This window comes from Qipengyuania sp. SS22, from assembly GCF_025736935.1.
Classification (GTDB): Bacteria; Pseudomonadota; Alphaproteobacteria; order Sphingomonadales; family Sphingomonadaceae; genus Qipengyuania.
This window is the reverse complement of sequence record NZ_CP107048.1, coordinates 903,864-923,348: the sequence shown is the minus strand read 5'-3', so window position 1 is coordinate 923,348 and position 19,485 is coordinate 903,864. Positions and strand designations below refer to the sequence as shown.

19 protein-coding genes and 1 tRNA gene are annotated in these 19,485 nt (G+C 64.7%); 2 read left to right on the top strand and 18 right to left on the bottom strand.

All coding sequences use genetic code 11. The annotated features are described in order from the left end of the window. Window positions 1-8: 8 nt before the first annotated feature. Window positions 9-1,004 (bottom strand): SPOR domain-containing protein, encoded by a 996-nt coding sequence (locus tag N6L26_RS04525; RefSeq protein ID WP_263606843.1) that lies wholly within the window; start codon window positions 1,002-1,004, stop codon window positions 9-11. After that, window positions 988-2,010, bottom strand: coding sequence for a lytic transglycosylase domain-containing protein (locus tag N6L26_RS04520; RefSeq protein ID WP_263606842.1), 1,023 nt, complete (start codon window positions 2,008-2,010; stop codon window positions 988-990). The genes N6L26_RS04525 and N6L26_RS04520 overlap by 17 nt, the downstream gene beginning before the upstream one ends. A 126-nt stretch (window positions 2,011-2,136) precedes the next feature. Between N6L26_RS04520 and N6L26_RS04515 the strand changes: the two genes are divergently transcribed. After that, window positions 2,137-2,226, top strand: a tRNA-Ser gene (locus N6L26_RS04515). 10 nt (window positions 2,227-2,236) lie between these two features. On the opposite strand, the gene N6L26_RS04510 is transcribed toward N6L26_RS04515, so the two are convergent. From N6L26_RS04510 to N6L26_RS04480, 7 genes are all read right to left on the bottom strand, one after another. After that, the gene (locus N6L26_RS04510; protein ID WP_263606841.1) at window positions 2,237-2,419 is read right to left on the bottom strand and encodes a hypothetical protein; all 183 of its coding nucleotides are present in this window, start codon (window positions 2,417-2,419) and stop codon (window positions 2,237-2,239) included. Window positions 2,420-2,466: 47 nt separating this feature from the next. Next, window positions 2,467-4,326: a cation:proton antiporter gene (locus N6L26_RS04505; RefSeq protein WP_263606840.1), complete on the bottom strand. Its 1,860-nt coding sequence runs from the start codon at window positions 4,324-4,326 to the stop codon at window positions 2,467-2,469. Between the two features lie 37 nt (window positions 4,327-4,363). Continuing rightward, complete coding sequence (gene lpdA, locus N6L26_RS04500; RefSeq protein WP_263606839.1) at window positions 4,364-5,779, bottom strand: dihydrolipoyl dehydrogenase; 1,416 nt, start codon at window positions 5,777-5,779, stop codon at window positions 4,364-4,366. 171 nt (window positions 5,780-5,950) lie between these two features. After that, complete coding sequence (locus N6L26_RS04495) at window positions 5,951-6,391, bottom strand: endonuclease domain-containing protein (protein ID WP_263606838.1); 441 nt, start codon at window positions 6,389-6,391, stop codon at window positions 5,951-5,953. A 53-nt stretch (window positions 6,392-6,444) separates the two neighbouring features. After that, complete coding sequence (locus N6L26_RS04490; RefSeq protein ID WP_263606837.1) at window positions 6,445-6,822, bottom strand: acyl-CoA thioesterase; 378 nt, start codon at window positions 6,820-6,822, stop codon at window positions 6,445-6,447. Continuing rightward, a complete protein-coding gene (locus N6L26_RS04485; protein WP_263606836.1) occupies window positions 6,815-7,213 on the bottom strand; it encodes a hypothetical protein in 399 nt (132 codons plus the stop codon). Before N6L26_RS04485 ends, N6L26_RS04490 begins: the two co-directional genes overlap by 8 nt. 25 nt (window positions 7,214-7,238) lie before the next feature. After that, window positions 7,239-8,561, bottom strand: coding sequence for a pyruvate dehydrogenase complex dihydrolipoamide acetyltransferase (locus tag N6L26_RS04480; protein ID WP_263606835.1), 1,323 nt, complete (start codon window positions 8,559-8,561; stop codon window positions 7,239-7,241). Window positions 8,562-8,692: 131 nt separating this feature from the next. Here N6L26_RS04480 and N6L26_RS04475 point away from each other — a divergent pair, with 131 nt between their 5' ends. After that, entirely contained in the window at window positions 8,693-9,145 is a 453-nt protein-coding gene (locus tag N6L26_RS04475) for a universal stress protein (RefSeq protein ID WP_263606834.1), read from the top strand. Window positions 9,146-9,149: 4 nt separating this feature from the next. Here N6L26_RS04475 and N6L26_RS04470 read toward each other — a convergent pair whose 3' ends face one another. From N6L26_RS04470 to radA, 9 genes are all read right to left on the bottom strand, one after another. Beyond that, the gene (locus N6L26_RS04470; protein WP_263606833.1) at window positions 9,150-9,671 is read right to left on the bottom strand and encodes a peroxiredoxin-like family protein; all 522 of its coding nucleotides are present in this window, start codon (window positions 9,669-9,671) and stop codon (window positions 9,150-9,152) included. Window positions 9,672-9,717: 46 nt separating this feature from the next. Next, on the bottom strand, window positions 9,718-11,991 hold the full coding sequence (gene rnr, locus N6L26_RS04465; RefSeq protein ID WP_263606832.1) for a ribonuclease R: 2,274 nt from the start codon (window positions 11,989-11,991) through the stop codon (window positions 9,718-9,720). 181 nt (window positions 11,992-12,172) lie between these two features. Further along, entirely contained in the window at window positions 12,173-13,714 is a 1,542-nt protein-coding gene (gene proS, locus N6L26_RS04460) for a proline--tRNA ligase (protein ID WP_263606831.1), read from the bottom strand. Window positions 13,715-13,763: 49 nt separating this feature from the next. Beyond that, the gene (phaR, locus tag N6L26_RS04455; protein ID WP_263606830.1) at window positions 13,764-14,306 is read right to left on the bottom strand and encodes a polyhydroxyalkanoate synthesis repressor PhaR; all 543 of its coding nucleotides are present in this window, start codon (window positions 14,304-14,306) and stop codon (window positions 13,764-13,766) included. A 75-nt stretch (window positions 14,307-14,381) separates the two neighbouring features. After that, a complete protein-coding gene (locus tag N6L26_RS04450; RefSeq protein ID WP_263606829.1) occupies window positions 14,382-15,416 on the bottom strand; it encodes an alanine racemase in 1,035 nt (344 codons plus the stop codon). Window positions 15,417-15,423: 7 nt separating this feature from the next. Then, entirely contained in the window at window positions 15,424-17,070 is a 1,647-nt protein-coding gene (locus N6L26_RS04445; RefSeq protein ID WP_263606828.1) for an MFS transporter, read from the bottom strand. Window positions 17,071-17,114: 44 nt separating this feature from the next. Then, complete coding sequence (locus tag N6L26_RS04440; RefSeq protein WP_263606827.1) at window positions 17,115-17,549, bottom strand: iron-sulfur cluster assembly scaffold protein; 435 nt, start codon at window positions 17,547-17,549, stop codon at window positions 17,115-17,117. Beyond that, window positions 17,549-18,070, bottom strand: a complete 522-nt coding sequence (locus tag N6L26_RS04435) for a CvpA family protein (RefSeq protein ID WP_263606826.1) — start codon at window positions 18,068-18,070, stop codon at window positions 17,549-17,551. Before N6L26_RS04435 ends, N6L26_RS04440 begins: the two co-directional genes overlap by 1 nt. Before the next feature lie 21 nt (window positions 18,071-18,091). Continuing rightward, window positions 18,092-19,459: a DNA repair protein RadA gene (gene radA / locus N6L26_RS04430; protein ID WP_263606825.1), complete on the bottom strand. Its 1,368-nt coding sequence runs from the start codon at window positions 19,457-19,459 to the stop codon at window positions 18,092-18,094. Window positions 19,460-19,485 lie beyond the last annotated feature (26 nt).

Genomic DNA, 19,485 nt, shown 5'->3' with positions numbered 1-19,485 from the left:
GCGGCGTATCAATCGAGTGAACGTATCTCGGCGTCGCTATAACCGCGCTCGCGCAGCTTGGCGAGCGCCTGCTCCGCCTGTCCACGGGTGGCGAAGGGGCCGACCCGGACAAGCGCGAGATTGCCGCTGGTTTCGACATAGCCCTGCACCTCGCGCGCCAGCCGATCGGCATTGGCGCGGACCGAAAAGGCCCCGAGTTGCACCGTGTAGGTCCCATCCGCGGTCACCGGGACCATCAGCGGTGCACGCGCTGGGCCGCCCTCGACCGCCATCGGTAGTTCGGGGCGGGTGACCGCGGTATCTTCGGCGGGAGCCGGCGGGCTGTCGGGATCGTCCTGGGTCGGGGCCACCGCAGCTTCCTCGTCGGGGTCGAGCGTGGCGATAGCACCGGGAACCGGCGCGATGCCACTGACCTGCGCTTGCCGGACATCGCCCAGCGGCGCCGAGCCGCGCTCGGGCAGGCGGCGCTTGAGCACTTCGAGCAGGCCCGCAGGCGTATCCATGCGTGGCGGCGCTTCGCCCCCGGCGCGCAGCTGCGCGCGTTGTTCTTCGGGCGGATTGACCCGGCGCATCCGCACCGGCGCACCTTCGCCAATGCGCAGCTGCGCCAAAGCCGCTTCGGAAAGTGAAACGAGGCGGTCATTGGTCATCGGTCCGCGCCGTTCGATCCGGACGAGCACGGTGCGCCCCGTATCGAGCGCAGTGACTTCGACATAGCTGGGCAGCGGCAAAGTGCGGTGCGCGCCCGTGACACCCGCAGCGCCGGGTTCATCGACGGTGGCATAGCCGACCTGGTCGTAATTCATCGTGTCGACGGGGGTGTAGGTGACCCCGTCCACGGTAAACGGATCGCCCACCACCACCGGATAATCCGCCGCTGGTCCGTTCGCGATCGAGCGCGCGGTCGAACCGGGAGCGGTCTGCGCCGTGCTTGCGCAGGCACCGAGGCTGAGCAGCGCGAGACCCGCGACCGAGGCGAGAGATATCCTAATTGGCAATTTCATCGGCCAGCAGCCCTACACTCATCGCGTAATAGTTCGAGCAATTATACTCGAGGATCACCCGATAATTCGAGGTTAAGAGCCAGGCCGGTGTTCCCGGACCGTCGGGCTGGAACAGCGTGACGAGCGTATTCTCGTCGAGCGCGCGCTGAGGCTGGACGCCCAATGCGCGCCATTCGGCCACGGTCTTGTAGACGCTGTGCCTCTCGTGGACGCGTGAACACACCGGCGCAACGATGCGCGTGCGATGCGCGGCGACATCGAAGCCAGAGGGCAGGTAAGCGCGCACGCCCCAGGGCTGGCCGCTGCGCCACCCGGCATCGCGGAAGTAGTTCGCGATCGAGGCCAGCGCATCGGCCCCATTGTTCATGATGTCGGCGCGGCCATCGCCATTGCCATCGGCGGCGAGCCGCAGATAGACCGACGGCAGGAATTGCGGATTGCCGAAGGCGCCCGCCCAGCTACCCTTGAGCTCGCCGCGCGAATATCCCTTGTCGGCCACCTTCATCAGCGCCACCCACTCGCTCGAGAAAAGCTCGCGGCGGCGCCCTTCCCAGGCGAGCGTCGCCAGGGCCTGCGACAGATCAAACCCGCCCTTCACCGCGCCATAGGCGGTTTCATGCCCCCAGATCGCAACCAGCACCTCGCTGGGCACGCCATATTCACGCTCGATCGCGCGCAGCGATCCTGACCAGCTTGCGCGGGCGTCGCGGCCCCCGCGAATACGCGCCGCATCGACATGCGAGGCGATGTAAGGCGCGAGCGGCGGATAGCCCGTACTCGTGGGTGCGCCAGGCTGGCCACGGTCGAGTTCGATCACCCGGTAATTGGGTGCAAGCCCCGAGGTCATCCGTTGGAGCGTGGCTTCACCTACTCCTTCCGCCCGGGCGCGCGCCATCAGCAGCTGGAGGTAGGCGTCGAAGCTCAGCCCCTCCTGTGCCTGGGCGGGGATGGCAGGGAGCGAAAGGGCGATGGCCCCGAGGGCAGCGAGCAAGCGTCGGAAAATCATACGCTGATTGTCGCAGAGCGAAGCTGAACGGCAAGTGTCATTCGTCGTTTACGGGAAACCACCCGTCCCTGTTCCCGGAAATGCGTGACAAGGCGCGACGATTTGACTAGCTAGCGCCGCGCTCGCGGAGAGGTGGCAGAGCGGTTGAATGCACCGGTCTTGAAAACCGGCAAGGGTGCAAGCCCTTCGTGGGTTCGAATCCCACCCTCTCCGCCACGATCCCCGATCAGTCCTTGTCGCCCGGTTTGCGGACCAGCGACTGCGCCTTTCGATCGCCCTTCGGATAGTCCTCCGGATCGACAGAAGACTGGTTCTGCAACGCCTTGTGATCCTTGATCGTCTTGCTGTCGTCGGCATCCTGCGCCGCGTCGTCCTGGGCTTGCGGGGTATCGCGTTCGGGGGTGCTCATGGTGATCTCCTTTCCCCTTCAACGCCCGGCATGCCGACAAGTTGCGCCTAGCGTCCGCGTGCGGCGATTTCGTCCATCGCGTCGCGCAGCTTGGGATCCCACTCGGCCTTGAGCTCGCGGATCTTGGCGAGCAGTTCCTGGTTCTCGTAGGAAGGCGTGTCGAGCCGGAAGATATCGGCGATCTCGCGCATCGAGGTGCGATCCATTTCCTCCCACGCTTCGACCATGGCGGTGGCGGACTGGCGGTCGTGGCCCAGCGCCTCGTAAACCGAACGGCCCATCCGCAGGCTGCCGTCATAGGTTTCGCGCACGATATCGCGGCAGCCCATCGCCCACAGATGGTAGACATGGTCGCGGTCCTTGGCGCGCGCGACGACGTGCAATTGCGGGAAATTGGCGCAGGCATAGCGCACCAGCTTGTCGATCTGCTCGCGTTCGTCGAGCGCGACGACGAGGATGCGCGCGCGGTCGATCCCCGCGCTGGCGAGCAAATCGGGCCGCGTGGCATCGCCGTAATAGGTCGAGACACCGAACTTCTTGAGCACTTCGAGGTGTTCGCTGTTGTAGTCGATCACGGTCGCGCGGTGTCCGGCCGCATCGAGCATCCGGTCGATGATCCCGCCGACGCGGCCGCGTCCGGCGATGATGATCGGGTTTTCCTCGTCGATGGCATCGGCATCTCGCGCCGCCTGCCCGGCACAGTAGGCGTGGGCGATGAGCTTGTCGTAGAGGATGAACAGCAGCGGCGTCACCAGCATGGTGAGCGCGACGATCAGCAGGAGCTGGTCGGCAAAGGCGGGTTCGAACACGGCATTCGCAACCGCGAAAGCGATCAGGACGAAGGCGAATTCGCCGGCCTGCGGCAGGCTGAGACAGAACAGCCAGAGGGCCTGATGACGCAGGCCGTATAGCCAGCCGACCACCAGCAGCACCGCCATCTTGGCTGCCACTGTCACCGCGGCCCAGAATACCACCGAATCCCAGATTGTGCTGGCCAGCGTGAAGTCGATCCCCGCGCCAACGGTGATGAAGAACAGCCCGAGCAGCAGCCCCTTGAACGGGTTGATGTCGCTTTCCAGCTCGTGCCGGTATTCGCTGGTGGCAAGCACGACGCCCGCGATGAAGGCGCCGAGCGCGGGCGAGAGCCCCACCAGCGACATCAGTAACGCGATCCCGATCACCACGACCAGCGCGGCGGCGGTGAACAGTTCGCGCAGCTGCGCCTTAGCGATGTAGCGGAACAGCGGGCGGATCGCGAAGATGCCGATCGCGATGACCCCGGCCACCGCGCCGATCCGGGTAGCTGCAGCCAGCCAGCCCGACATATGCGCGGTGAAGTCGATCCCGCCATGCGCGCCCTCCCCCGCATGTGCGCCTGCAGCACCGGCGAGGTCGGGCAGCGCGAGCAGCGGTACCAGCGCGAGGATGGGAATGACCGCGACGTCCTGCACCAGCAGCACCGAGAAGCTCGCCTCGCCGCCCTCGGTCTTGAGCAGCCCCTTCTCGGTCAGCGTCTGGACGATGATCGCGGTCGAACTGAGTGCCAGCACCATGCCGATCGCCAGCGCGGTCTGCCAGCGCTGGTCTGCCAGCAGCGCGATCCCCGTGAGCACCAGCGTGGTCAGCAGTACTTGCCCGCCGCCCAGCCAGGTGAGCTTGCCACGCATGGCCCACAGCCGCCGCGGCTCCATCTCCAGTCCGATGATGAACAGCATCATCACCACGCCGAATTCGGCGAAGACCTGCAGCGCCTCGACATCGACCGACAGTGCGGCGAGCAGCGGCGAGATCGCCATGCCGGCGAGCAGGTAGCCAAGCACCGATCCCAGCCCGATCCGCGTGGCGAGCGGCACCGCGAGCACCCCCGCGATCAGGATCAGGAAGGCGAGGATCAGGAAACCGGTCACGCTGTCATCCCCCTCGCGCGTCGGCGCGTGTCAGGCTTCAGATATGGAGCGCGCGCCCATAGCTCGCAAGCACGCTTTCATGCATCGATTCGCTGATCGTCGGATGCGGGAAGATGGTCTGCATCAGCTCGGCCTCGGTCGTTTCAAGCGTCTTGCCGACGACGAAGCCCTGGATCATCTCGGTCACCTCGGCGCCGACCATATGGGCGCCGAGCAGCTCGCCGGTCTTGGCATCGAACACGGTCTTCACGAAGCCGTCGGCCTCGCCCAGCGCGATCGCCTTGCCATTGCCGATGAAGGGGAAGGTCCCCGCCTTGACTTCATGGCCGGCCTCCTTCGCCTTGGCCTCGGTCAGGCCGACGCTGGCGATCTGCGGGTGGCAATAGGTGCAGCCCGGGATGTTGGCGCGGTCGAGCGGGTGCGGGTGGACATCCTTATTGCCCAGCTCCTTGGCGATGGCCTCGGCGGTGGTGACACCTTCATGGCTTGCCTTATGCGCCAGCCACGGGCCCGGCGTGCAGTCGCCGATGGCCCACAGGCCCTTGGACTTGGTGCGCCCGTAATCGTCGATCTGGATGAAGCCGCGGTCCATATCGGCCAGCTTTTCCAGCCCCACATTTTCGGTGTTGGGGACGATGCCGATCGCAGTGATGCAATGGCTGAATTCGGTCTCGCTGACCTTGCCCTTGCTGTCCTTGATCTTGGCCTTCACGCCCTTGGCGGTGACCTTGAGGTCCTCGACACCCGCGCCGGTCATGATCGTCATGCCCTGCTTGGTGAGGCTCTTTTCGAGGAAGGCGGAGACGTCCTTGTCCTCCACCGGCACCACGCGGTCGAGCATTTCGACCACGGTCACATCGACGCCCATGTCGTTGTAGAAGCTGGCGAACTCGATCCCGATCGCGCCGCTGCCGATGACCAGCAGCTTCTTCGGCATTTCCTTGGGCGTCATCGCGTGGCGATAGGTCCACACGCGCTTGCCGTCGGCAGGCGCGAAGGGCAGGTCGCGTGCGCGTGCGCCGGTGGCGACGATCACATGCTTGGCGGTGAGCTTCTCCTCGCCCTTCTCGCCTTTCACGGTCAGGCTGGTGGGGCCGGTCAGCGTGCCCTCGCCCATGTGCACCGCGATCTTGTTCTTCTTCATCAGATGCGTGACGCCCTGGTTGAGCTGTTTCGCCACCCCGCGGCTGCGCTTCACCACCGCTTCGAGATCGGCCTCGATCGCGCCCGCGATTTTGAGCCCGTAATCCTTGGCGTGCTGCGCATAATGCAGGATCTCCGCCGAGCGCAGCAGCGCCTTGGTCGGGATGCAGCCCCAGTTGAGGCAGATGCCGCCGAGCAGTTCGCGCTCGACGATGGCGGTCTTGAGCCCCAGCTGCGCGCAGCGGATCGCAGCGACATAGCCGCCCGGGCCGCTGCCGAGCACGATGACGTCGTAATTGGTGTCAGCCATGATTCGTCTCTGTATTCTCTCGTTTGGTCGCAGACATGGACCGGGTGTTACACAGTCCAAGCGAAGAAAATCCGTGGCGCGCGGGAGCGCGATTTACGGCGGTCCGGAACGGGGAATGGATGCGGTTCATGCGGCTGCGTATCGCATGCACGGCACACTGTAGGACAGCGCTCACAGCCCCTCTCCCCTCGCGGGAGAGGGGTTGGGGAGAGGGGGCCGAAGCGCAGCATGGATGGAGTCGCCCACCGCATCGGTGTCGCGCAGGATATCGTCATTCCAGAACCGCAGGATCCGAAAGCCTTGCGATTTGAGCCAGGAATCGCGCGCCTGATCCGCGGCGTTCTCGACATGCTGCGACCCGTCCGCTTCGACGATCAGCCGCTCGGCAAAGCACACGAAGTCGACGATGTAGTCGCCGATCTGCTCCTGCCGCTTGAATTTGGCGCCATCCATTCTGCTAGCGCGGAGGATCGACCACAGGCGGGTTTCCGCTTCGGTCGGCGCGCGGCGCATTCGTTTGGCGAGAGGAAGGAGGTCGCGCTTGCCCCCTCTCCTTCCCACCGCTGCGCGGCGGGCCCCTTCCTCTCCCGCAGGGGGAGAGGAGTTCACCATCCCCCTCTCCCCTTGCGGGAGAGGGTCGGGGAGAGGGGGCTGCGACATTCCTATCAAGCCCACCGCTCCGCCACCGCGCGCGGACGGTCGTTTTCGTCGAGCAGGACGAATTTGAACGTGCCTTGCGCGACCTTGGTTTCGGCTTCGCCATTGCGCTCGCGGGCGATGGCTTCGGCGGTGATGGTGAGCGAGGTGTTACCGGTCGCGGCGATATCGCAATAGACCGACAGCTCGTCACCCACCCGCATCGCACCGGGAAAGGCGAAATCGGTTGCCGAGACGACCACCGCCTTGCCCTGCCCCTCGCGGCTTGCGAGCGAACCGGCGCCGAGCGCCATCTGACTCATCAGCCACCCGCCGAATACCCCGCCATAGGGATTGAGGTCGGTCGGCATGGCCGTGACCCGGATGAGGGGGGAGCGATCAGTCATGTTCTTCTGAACCATTAGTTACACGCTGCTCGGCAAGAAACCACCAGACTGCGACCGCGGCCAGACCCGACACCGCACAAGTCACAAAACCAAATGGTGCATGGTAGAAGGATGCCGGCAAGAAGGCTGCGCCCACAGTTCCGCCCGAAACGAAACCAACCAGTAGCCAAGCCGACAGCGAGGTAATGCGTAGCCGTCTCAACAATAGAGCTATTGGCAAAGCAATCAGCACACCTGCGAAGGCTACGAATGGAAACGCGAAAAATGAAGCCGCGAAGCTCTCCTTGATGAAGTCCCATACGGCATTTGCCGCTCCGTGATCCGCATCAATTGCATTGAAAGCCGCAAGCGCGACTCCCGCAGCTACACTCCCGGCCACGACAGCAGCCAAGAAGGTGCGTCCCTCATGCATCCAACTACACCACCAGGCCCATCGGGTTTTCACACAGCTGCTGGAAGGCTTCCATCAGTCGCGCGCCGTCGGCACCGTCGATGGCGCGGTGGTCGAAGCTGCCGGTGGCGCTCATCACCGTGGCGACGCCCAACGCGCCGTCGATCACATGCGGGCGCTGTTCGCCTGCGCCGACCGCGAGGATCATCGCCTGCGGCGGGTTGATCACCGCGTCGAACTGCTTGGTGCCGAACATGCCGAGATTGGACAGGCTGGCGGTGCCGCCCTGGTATTCCTGCGGCTGTAGCTTGTTGTCCTTCGCCTTGGTTGCCAGCTCCTTCATCTCGGTGCTGATCTGCGCGAGGCCTTTCTTGCCCGCGTCGCGGATGATCGGGGTGATCAGACCCGAGGGCGCGGCGACTGCGACTGAGATATCCTCGCGGGCGTACTGGTAAAGCTCGTCACCCTGGAAGCTGACATTGCAGGCGGGAACGCGCTGGAGCGCGCGGGCGAGCGCCTTGATCAGCAGATCGTTGACCGACAGCTTCACGCCGTCCGCCTCGAGGCTGGCATTGAGTTGCTTGCGCAGGTCAAGCAGCGCATCGAGCCGGACATCGACGGTGAGGTAGATATGCGGGATCGTCTGCTTGGCCTCGGTCAGGCGGCGCGCGATGACCTTGCGGACATTGTTGAGCTTGGTCGCTTCATAGGGCGCATCGAGATCGCCGCCGAGCGTCGCGGGCTTGGGCGGCGCGCTGGCCGCGGGCGCAGACGCTTCGGCTTTGGCGGGAGCTGCCCCGGCTTCGAGCCCTTCGACATCGGCCTTGATGATCCGGCCGCGCGGGCCGGAGCCGGTCACGTCCGCAAGATCCACGCCCTTCTGTTCGGCGATCCGGCGCGCGAGCGGCGAGGCGATGATGCGATCCTTGCCCGTCACCCCAGCGGAAGCTGGGGTCGCTTTCGGTTGAGCGGGCCCGTTGGCGGTCCCAGCTTGCGCTGGGACGACGTCTTTATCTTCAGGCTGAGCGGGAGTGGGTTCGGTTTCGCTTTCCGCTTCGCTCTTCGTCTCCGCAGGCGCAGCAGCAGCGGCTTCGTCCAGATCCTCGCCCTCTTCGGCAAGCATGGCGATGACCGTGCCGACCTTCACGCCCTCGGCGCCTTCTTCGACCGCAATCGAGGCAATCGTGCCTTCATCGACCGCTTCGAATTCCATCGTCGCCTTGTCGGTTTCGATCTCGGCCATGATATCGCCGGCCTCGACCTTGTCTCCCGGCTTCACCAGCCATTTGGCGAGTGTGCCTTCCTCCATGGTGGGCGACAGGGCGGGCATCTTGATCGGCGTGGGCATGGTCTGACGTTACGTCCTCGCTGGGGAGAGAGTTGTGTCGCGACCTCTGCCGAAGATGCCCTTGCGCTGCAAGGTCCTTGCACAGAATACGAATTTACGGGTAACCCGCGCGCAGGGATCCGGGAGCAATTATGCGCACATACCTTGTCGTGATGGACGAGACCGAGGAGGCCAAGCAGGCCTTGCGGTTCGCGTCGCTCCGCGCGCAAAAAACCGGCGGATCGGTGCATATCCTTGCGCTGGTGCCGCAGCAGACCTTCAACGCCTTCGGCGGCGTGCAGGCGACGATCGAGCAGGAAGCACGCGAGCGCGCCGAAGTGATGGCCAATTCCGCCGCAGGCAACATCTTTGCCGAAAGCGGCAAAATGCCCACTATCGCGGTGCGGCCGGGCTCACCCGCCGATGTTATCCGCAAATATATCGACGAGCACGGCAATATCGCCGCGCTGGTATTGGCGACGCATGCCGAAGGCGGCTCCGGCCCGCTGGTGACGCATTTCGCAGCGCATGCAGGACAATTGCCCTGCCCGCTCTACCTCGTCCCCGGCGGGCTGAGCCGCGAAGAAATCGACAGACTCGCCTGAGCGATCAGGTCAGCGTGCCGCGCGTCGGATAATCCTTGTCCAGCGTGAAGCTTATACCGCTGAGCAAATCGTCGAGATCGGGGCGCGTGAACGGCGCGTTCTGGACCACGGCGAAATGCAGCGTGCCATCGGGCTTGACCAAGAACAGCCCGGGTTCGGAAAATACGTCGGGCTCTTCGCTGCCTTCGCGTTTTTCGCTGATGTAGAGGCCCCATTCGCGGGCCTTGTCCTCGCTCAGCGAATGCGCCAGCGGGACATCGCCCGTGTCCCATTCCTCATGGCTCACCGCCGCGCGCTCGGGGCTGTCCATCGAGATCGCGAAGACATTGATGCCCTTGTCGGTGAACTTATCGAGCTTGCCGCTCAGCTCGGTGAGGTACTTCTTGCAGATCGGGCAATGCTTGCCGCGGTAGAACACCAGCATGGTGAACACGTCGGGTTTCTGTGTCGCCAGTTCGAAACGCGCATCGATGGTGAGCGGCAGGTCGAGATCGGGGACGGGCTGGCCGGGAATAAGTTGGGTCATAAAAGCTCCTTTACCAACCCAATGTCCGGCCCCCCGGCCTGTTCCGTTACTTCTTCTTGCGGCCTTGGTGGCGGATGTTGCCCGGCCGCCCGCGCTTGCCCGCAGGATGCGACTGGCGGGGAGCGCCCTGCCCCTTCTTCGGACCCTTGTTCTGGTGCGTCCGCTTTTTCTCGGGGCCCCGGTTGCCGCGCGGCTCGATCCCCGCGCCATCGCTTTCGGGCACTTCGAACTTGAGCGCGCCGGTCAGCGCATTGGCCTCGGCCAGCTTGAGCTTGAGCCGGTCACCCACCGCATATTCGGTGCCGGTGCGTTCGCCGATCAGCTTGCGCGCGCCCTCGTCATAGCGGAAATATTCGCGCCCCAGCGTGCTGACCGGGACCAGTCCGTCGCCGCCCAGCTTGTCGATCGTGGCGAAGAAACCGAAGCCCTGCACCCCGGTGATGCGCGTGTCGAAGGTTTCGCCCACGCGCCCGGAGAGCCATGCCGCGACATAGCGGTCGATCGTATCGCGCTCGGCTTCCATAGCGCGGCGTTCGGTCTGGCTGATGGCATCGGTGATCTGGTGCAGCGCGGTCTTGTCGCGGTCGGACAGGCCGCTGCCATCGGGCAGGTCGAGTTTCGGCTTGGGCTGTTCGAGCTTGTAGGCATCGACCAGCGCACGGTGCACCAGCAGGTCGGCATACCGCCGGATCGGCGAGGTGAAATGCGCATAGCTGCCGAGCGAAAGGCCGAAGTGCCCCGAGTTCTGCGGACCGTAGAAGGCCTGCGTCTGGCTGCGCAGCACCGCTTCCATGATCAGCGCCTTTTCCGCCGGCTCCGAAATATCCTTGAGCATGCGGTTGAACAGCCCCGGCGTGATCACCTGCCCCAGCGCGAACTTCTTGCCCTGGGTGGCGAGATATTCGCGGAAGGCGAGCAGCTTCTCGCGGCTCGGCTGTTCGTGCACGCGGTAAACCACCGGCGCGGCCTTGGCCTCGAGCGCTTTGGCAGCGGCGACATTGGCGGCGATCATGAAGTCCTCGACCACGCGGTGCGCATCGAGCCGTTCGCGGATCGCTATTTCCTCGATCACGCCCTCGTCGTTGAGGCGGACCTGCCGTTCGGGCAGCTCGAGATCGAGCGGATCGCGTGCCTGCCGCGCCTTGAACAGCAGCTTCCACGCGCCCCACAGGTTCTGCAGGTATTCGGGAGCATCGCCGCCATCGATCGCGGCCTGCGCATCTTCATAGGCGATGTTCTTCGCCAGCCGGACGATGGCGCGGGTGAAGCGCCAGTCGCTGACGTTGCCGTCCTTGTCGATCCGGATGTGGCAGGCCATCGCCGCGCGATCGACATCCTGCTTGAGGCTGCAAACGTCGGCGCTGAGCACTTCGGGCAGCATGGGTACGACGCGGTCGGGGAAGTAGACCGAATTGCCGCGCTTGCGCGCCTCGCGGTCCAGTTCGCCGCCCGGACGCACGTAATAGCTGACGTCGGCAATGGCGATAATCGCGCGGTAGCCGCCCTTGCCGTCGGGTTCGGCCCAGATCGCATCGTCATGGTCGCGCGCATCGGCGGGATCGATCGCGACGATCGGCACATCGCGCAAATCCTCGCGGTGTTCGGGCGAGAGCGGGAGGTCGACCGCGCGCTCCGCCTCGGCGATGGTTTCATTGGAGAAAACATGCGGAATGCCGTGCTTGGCGATGGCGATCAGGCTGAATGCCTTGGGCGCCAGCGGATCGCCGATTACCTCGACCACCTTGACCTTCGCGCGGGCGGATTTGCCCATCCGTTCGGCGAGGACCAGATCGCCTTTCTCGGCTTCACCAAGATCGCCGATCGGCGCGCTTTCACGCACGCGCTTGTCGACGGGGGCGAGCCATGGTTTGCCGGCGCCGTCGAATTCGACGACGCCCATCATGCCTTCGGTGCGCGCGGGCAGCTTCTTCATCGGCGTCGCGCGCCAGCCGTCATCGGTTTCCTCATTGCGCGCAAGGATCCGGTCGCCGCGCTTCAGCGCCGCCATCTTGGTCGTTTCGCGCACCACCAGCCGCGGGGGCTTTTCCTTGGTGTCGGGGGCCCAGTTCTCGGGTTCGGCAATCGCCTCGCCGTCCTCGATCGCGACGACCTTGAGCACGGTCACCTTGGGCACCCCGCCCATGCGGTGATAGGCAGTGCGCTTGCCGTCGATCAGGCCTTCCTCGGCCATGTCCTTGAGACGCTTTTTCAGCGTGATCTTTTCCTGACCCTTGAGGCCGAAGGCCTTGGCGATTTCGCGCTTGCCCGCAGGCGTGTCGGAGGTCTGGATGAATTCGAGTATCTGTTCTTTCGACGGCATCCCTTGATGCCGCCGGTTTGTGTTCTGTTTTGTCATGCGCGCCATATGGGGATGGCAAGGCCCGGTGTCACGTACTCACCACGCGGTGGCCCTGCATCGGCAGGGACCACACGTAAGCGAGTTGTCCGGATTGAGCGCTTGTCTGGATCCCCGCCTGCACGGGGATGACGGACCAAGGCTGTCAGTAAGCCTTGGCCAGCATCACGCGCTCGACCGCGGGTTCGCCGGTGAAGATGCACGCGCCGCCGACCGGTGCAGCGTCCATGGGCACGTTGCGGATGGTGAGCTTGTGCTCCTTCAGCCGCTCGACGACCTTTTCCAGCGCCGCGCCAGTGGGCTTGGACCACTGGACCTCGACCCAGCCGGGATAACGCGATGCGGAGAAGTGCTTTTCCACCTCGGCGAAATCGCTGACCCCGCGGGTGATGTTCGCATCGCGGCGCTCCGCAGCCTGGGCAAGCAGTGCCGCTTGCATGTCGGCGAGGATAGCGGGGATGGCCTCCCCTGCCGCTTCGCGCGTCGGGTTGTCGAAGGCGGGCTTGCCGGTTTCGGCATCCCACAACCGGTCGCGGCGCAGCATGCTGACGACGCCATTGTCCATGTCGCGTCCGCCCACCTCGACGATCACCGGCGCGCCCTTACGGACATAATCCCAGCGCTTCTGCGCCGCCTTGCCCGGACGTGTATCGAGCAGTACGCGCAGCTTCTCGCCCAGCACCGATTGGCTGGCGAGGCTGGCACGCAGTTCCTCGCAATAGGCGATCAGCGCCTCGTCTTCGGGCTTGTCGCGCAGCATCGGCAGGATCACCACTTGCTGCGGCGCGATCTTGGGCGGCAGGCGCAGGCCATCGTCGTCGCCATGCGTCATGATCACGCCCCCGACCATGCGCGTCGACACGCCCCAGCTGGTAGTATGCGCCAGGCTCTCGCTGCCTTCACGGTTCTGGAACTTGATTCCGCTCGCCTGCGCGAAATTGGTGCCGAGATAGTGGCTGGTGCCCGCCTGCAGCGCCTTGCCGTCCTGCATCATCGCCTCGATCGACCAGGTTTCGACCGCGCCGGGGAAACGCTCGTTCTCGGGCTTCTCGCCGGAAATCACCGCCAGCGCGAGATCCTCGTCGGCAAAGGCGCGATAGACTTCGAGCATGCGCAGCGTGTGCTCCTTCGCCTCGGTCTCGTCGGCATGCGCGGTATGGCCTTCCTGCCACAGGAATTCGCTGGTCCGCAGGAACATGCGCGTGCGCATTTCCCAGCGCACGACATTGGCCCACTGGTTGAGCTTCAGTGGCAGGTCGCGCCAGCTCTGGATCCAGCGCGCCATGGCATCGCCGATGATCGTTTCCGACGTCGGACGGACTACCAGCGGCTCTTCCAGCTTGGCTTCGGGATCGGGGATCAGCCCGCCATCCTTGCCCGCGATCAGCCGGTGATGCGTGACCACTGCCATCTCCTTCGCGAAGCCTTCGACATGCTCGGCCTCGCGCTCGAAATTCGACAGCGGGATGAAGATCGGGAAATAGGCGTTTTCGTGACCCGTCGCCTTTATCCGGTCGTCGAGCAGGCGTTGCATCCGTTCCCATATGCCGAAGCCCCAGGGACGGATCACCATGCATCCGCGCACGCCCGATTCCTCGGCCATTTCGGCGGAACTGATAACGTCCTGATACCAGGCAGCGAAATCATCGTCGCGGCGCGTGTTCAAGGCATGGCGGATCTGGGCCATGGTCAATATCCCGTAATTGCTGGTCGGAGCGGCGCGCGGGCCGATGCCGTCATTTGCTCATTTCGTCCAGCTTCTTCTGCATGTCAGCCATCTGCGCGCGCATCTCGGCAAGATCGTCGGACTGTTCGGACTTGGGGGACTTCGACGCGGCAGGAATGAACGCCTCGGCGGCATTCTGCATCATCTTGAAATTGGCCTCGGCCATTTTCGCGAGAGGATTGGCTTCGATGCCCCTGGCGAAGGCCGACTGGATCTGTTCGCGGTTGCGGTGCAAATTGGCCATGCTGGCTTCGAGATAGCTCGGCATCATCGTCTGCATCGAATTGCCATACATGCTGATCAGATCGCGCAGGAAGCTGACCGGCAGCATGTGCGTGCCGTGGCTTTCTTCCTCGACGATGATCTGCGTCAGGATGGTATGCGTGATATCGTCGCCGGACTTCGCATCGAGGACGTTGAAGTCGATATTTTCGCGAACCATCTTCGCCAGATCGTCCAGCGTGATGTAGCTGCTCGTATCGGTGTTGTAGAGCCGCCGGTTGGCGTACTTCTTGATGATGATCGGTTCGCCCTCGGCGGTCCGCTTGGCCATTCTCGCATGCTCCCCAATTGTGCAATGCGAGAACCTTAGCACGTGCACAAAGTGCAACGCAACACAGCGCGCAGATTAGCCGAAGCGGTGGCCCAGGATTGTCAGCAATTCATATTGCGAAAGAGTGGTTTGCTGCGCAGCATCGGGGAGATTGTAGGGCAGCGTGATCCACTCGCCCTCCCTCACGTCGGGGGCATCGGACAGGTCGAGGACGATCATGTCCATCGACACCTTGCCAAGGATCGGTAGCTGGCGCTCGCCATGCGTGAAATGCGCCCCTGCCCAACTGCGCAGGATGCCATCGGCATATCCCAGCGAAACCACGCCGACGCGCATGGCGGCGGGGGCGGTAAAAGTGGCGTTATAGCCGACCGTTTCCCCCGTATCGATTTGGCGTAGCTGGATCACCTGCGCTTCTGGATAGGCCACCTGCCGGATATCGCCTGCAAGCTCGCTGCGCGGGATGCCGCCATAGAGCGACAGGCCGGGGCGGGTCAGATCGAAGGCATAGTCACTGCCCAGAGCGATACCGGCGCTGTTGGCGAGGCTGGCGTCCTTGTGGCGAACGGCAGAACGGCAGTCGCGGAAAGCCTCCCGCTGGCGCGCATTCATCGCGCTGTCCTCGTCGGCGCAGGCGAGGTGGCTCATCAGCACTTCGATCTCGAGCTGCTGGATGGCGGGATCGGACAGGTCGGCGGGCGATATGCCGAGGCGGTTGATGCCGGTATCGATCATCAGATTGCAGGGACCGCCCCCGCCCTCGATCCACAGGCGCGCCTGGTGCAGGCTGTCGATAACGGGTCTTACCCCGACCGCCCGCGCATAGGCGGCTTCTTCGGCGTCGATCGGGCCATGCAGCACCGCGACCTGCTCGGCCGGTACATGGCGCAGCACGGCGGGAACCTCGCTCCAATGCGCGACGAAGAAATCGCGGCACCCGGCATCGCGCAGCACCGGCACGCAGGCATCGACGCCCAGCCCATAGCAATTGGCCTTGACCGCCGCGCCGGCGCGCGCGCTGCCCGAAAGCGCGTCGAGCGCGCGCCAGTTATGCGCCAGGGCATCGCAATCGATACGCAGTCGCAGGGTCGGCGGCGGGAGGGTGGTCATCGGCTGCTCACGGAAGGACGGGCGATGCGGGCGGATCCTGCCCGCTATCCTCGAAATCGCGCGGCGGCCCGTCGGGCAGGCCCCACCAGGCAACGACCAGGCCGAAGCCGACCACGGCCATAGTGTACCATAGCCCCGAATAAGCATTGCCGGTCATCGCCACGATATAGCCCGCGATCAGTGGCAGGAACCCGCCGAGATAGCCTGCGCCGATATGATAGGGGATCGACATCGAGCTGTAGCGGATGCGCGCGGGGAACATCTCCGACAAAAGCGCCGCAACCGAGCCATAAGTCAGCGCCGACAACAGGCCGAGCACCAGCAGCAGGCCGATGATGCCAAGGATGCTGGCGAGCGGCGGGGTCTGGCGTTCGAACGAATAGCCATTGGTTTCGAGCCAGCTCTGGATGATCGCGCGGCGGGTGTCATCGGGCAATGCCTCGTAGCCGTAGGTCGCGCTGCCGATCGCCAGTTCGGTGCCCGCGCCTTCGGTAATGGCATAGGGTACGCCAAGCGCGGTCAGATCCTGCAGCGCGCGGCCGCAGGCGCTGGCCTGGACTTCGGCAAAGGGATCATATTCACACGCGGCGCCGCTGATCGTGACAGGGGCAGCCCGCGCGCTGTCCTGCAGGCCCGGATTCGCCAGCGCGCCAATCCCCCAGAATACCGGGAACAGCAGCGCCAGCGCGGCGATTGCGCCAATGATGATCGGCTTCTTGCGTCCGACCTTGTCGGACCATTTGCCGACCACGACGTAGAACCCCATCGAGAGGGTCCCCGCGATCAGCAGCATCCATTCGACCACGCCTTCGTCCACCCGCATGGGGCCGCGCAGGAAGGACAGACCCGAAAAGAACGCGGTGTACCAGATCGTCGTTAGCACACCGGTGATGCCGAACAGCGCGACGAAAATGCGCTTGGGATTGCCCGGATAGGTCATGCTTTCCTTGAACGGATTGGCCGAGGTTTCCCCCGCGGCCTTCATCGCCTGGAACACCGGGCTTTCGGACAGCTTGAGCCGCATCCAGAGCGAGATGAACAGCAGCACGATCGACAGGAGGAAAGGAATGCGCCAGCCCCATGCCGCGAAATCGTCTGCTGGGATCAGCGCGCGGCAGGCGATTACCACCGCGATCGACAGCACGAACCCGCCGACCACACTGGCCTGGATGAAGCTGGTGTAGAAACCGCGCTTTTCGGGCGGAGCATGCTCGGCGACATAGATCGCCGCGCCGCCATATTCGCCGCCCAGTGCAAGGCCCTGCAGGATGCGCAGGCCGAGCACGATCAGGGGCGCGGCGATACCGATGCTTGCTGCGCTCGGGATCAGGCCGACACCCGCAGTGGCAATCCCCATCAGCGTCACGGTGACGAGGAAGGTGTATTTGCGCCCCAACCGGTCGCCGAGGAAGCCGAACAGGATCGCGCCAAGCGGGCGAAAGCCGAAACCGACTGCGAAACCCGCCCAGACCAGCAGGATTTCCAGCGTCTCGTTATCGCTCGGGAAGAAGGCTGCGCCGATCAGCGCGGCGAGCGTGCCGTAGATGAAGAAATCGTACCATTCGAAGATCGTCCCCGCGCTGCTCGCGGCGATGACCAGGCGGATTTCCTTTTCGGACGGCTCCCTGTGCGGTGTGACGGCACCCTCGGGCATGTCGCGCTCCCTCCCTCGCGATTGTTTTCGGCGTGAACGCGGGTCTAGCGGGGGTCGGGGGCCTTGGAAAGCGCGTCCAGCGCGGCTCTCCACGGCAAGAGAATCGCGTCGTGACGCCCCCGATGCGGACGGGCGGGCTCGAGCAGCGCGAGCTGCGGCAGGATCGAGCTGGGTGCCTCGCCCTCGAGCCATTCGGTCAGCGATTGCAGGGTCCGCGCAACTGCCGCCGTATCCATGCCGCGGGCCTCGCGCGCGAAAATCGCCGTGGAGGCCTGGCCGACCGCGCAGGCTGTGACCTTGAGCCCGATGGTTTCGAGCCGGTCATCCTGGCTGGACGACAGATCGATCACGCTCCCACAGCTGCGCGAGCGGGCGGTGCCGCAGGCAATGGCCGCATTGTCATAGGGATAATCGGCCAGTTCCACAGCCAGTGCAAGCAGCTCGGGCGAATAGAGCGCGGGCGCGCGGGGGGTAGCCATCACTCGGGCGCGGTGTCCTGTTCACGCAGGATGGCGCGGCGGTCGGCCAGGACTTCGACCAGCGCGCGCGAGCTGGCATCGACCAGTTCGTAGCTGCGCGCAGTGGTGATCCAGTTGGGCCGTCCCTTGAAGCCCCACACCGTGTCATAGCCGAGCACCAGCAGCGAAAAGGCGATCACTACGATGACCATGCCCTTGAGCGCGCCGAAACCGAAGCCGAGGACACGGTCGACCGGGCCCAGCACCGAGCCGCGCGAAGCGGTCCCGACATTGTTGGCGATGACCTTCATCGCGGCATAGGGGATCAACAGCAGCAGCGTAAACGACAGCAGCGAGGTGGTGATGTGCGGGCCGATGTGATCCTGCAGCGCCGCCGTCAGCGGCGTATGTAGGAAGCGGATCGCAAAAGCGGCCAGCACCCACGCGGCGAGCGAGAGCACTTCCTGCAAGAACCCGCGCAGGAAACCGCCCACGGCTGCGATGCCGACGATCAGCAGGACAATGTAATCGAAACCCGTCATTTCTTTTCCATGAACCGGGACTTATGAATTCCCGATTATCCGGTCAACGAGATTGGCCAATTGTCCCAAGCCGTCATAGGTCAGCGCCTCCGACCCGCCCTTCACATCGGCGGGTCCGAAGCCGCGGTCGAAGCCGAGCTTGGCGGCTTCGCGCAGGCGCAGCCCGCCATGCGCGACCGGGCGGATTTCCCCGGCGAGCGAAACTTCACCCAGCCACACGCTGCGCGGCGGCAGCGGCTTGTCGGCCATCGCGCTGACCAGCGCCGCGGCCACCGCGAGGTCGGCTGCGGGATCGGACAGGCGATAACCGCCCGCGACATTGAGATAGACCTCCGCCGAAGAGAAATTGAGCCCGCAGCGCGATTCGAGCACGGCGAGCAGCATGGCAAGCCGGCCGCTGTCCCATCCGACGACCGCGCGGCGCGGTGTCGCGCCCGACTGTAGCCGGACGATCAGCGCCTGGATTTCCACCAGCACCGGGCGCGTACCCTCGATCGCGGGGAACACCGCGCTGCCGGCCATCGGCTCGTCGCGGCCCGAAAGGAACAGCATCGAAGGGTTGTCGACTTCTTCCAACCCTTCCCCCGCCATCGCGAAGACGCCGATCTCGTCGACCGCGCCGAAGCGGTTCTTGAGCGCGCGCAGGATGCGGTACTGGTGGCTGCGTTCGCCCTCGAAGCTCATCACCACATCGACCATGTGTTCGAGCACGCGCGGACCGGCGATGCTGCCGTCCTTGGTCACATGCCCGACCAGCACCAGCCCGACCCCGTTTTCCTTGGCATAGCGGATCAGTTCGAAAGCGCAGCCGCGCACCTGGCTGACCGTGCCGGGCGCGCCCTCGATCGTGTCCGAATGCATCGTCTGGATCGAATCGATCACCAGCAGTTTGGGCGCGTCCATCGAACCCAGCGTGGTCAGGATATCGCGCACCCCGGTCGCGGCGGCGAGCTTGACCGGCGCGTCCGACAGGCCGAGCCGCGCGGCGCGCATGCGGATTTGCCCGGCGGCTTCCTCGCCGCTGACATAAACGACACCGTGCCCTTCGCGCGCGATCTTTGCGGCTGCCTGTAGCAGCAGCGTGGATTTGCCGATGCCCGGATCGCCGCCCAGCAGGATCGCCGATCCCGGGACCAGCCCGCCACCCAGCGCCCGGTCGAATTCGGCGAGGCCGGTAGGCTGCCGCGTAGGCAGCACGCCGGGCTTGTCGAGTTCGACGAATTCGACTGCGCGCCCCCCGCTCGACAGATCGTGCTTCATCGAGAACACCGTCGCCGGAGCATCCTCCGCCAGCGTGTTCCATTCTGCGCAATCGGGACACTGGCCCTGCCAACGATGGGACACGCCGCCACAGGCTTGGCAGACATAGCGTTTCTTGGGTTTCGCCATGCGCGCTTGCTAACTGGAACATTTCG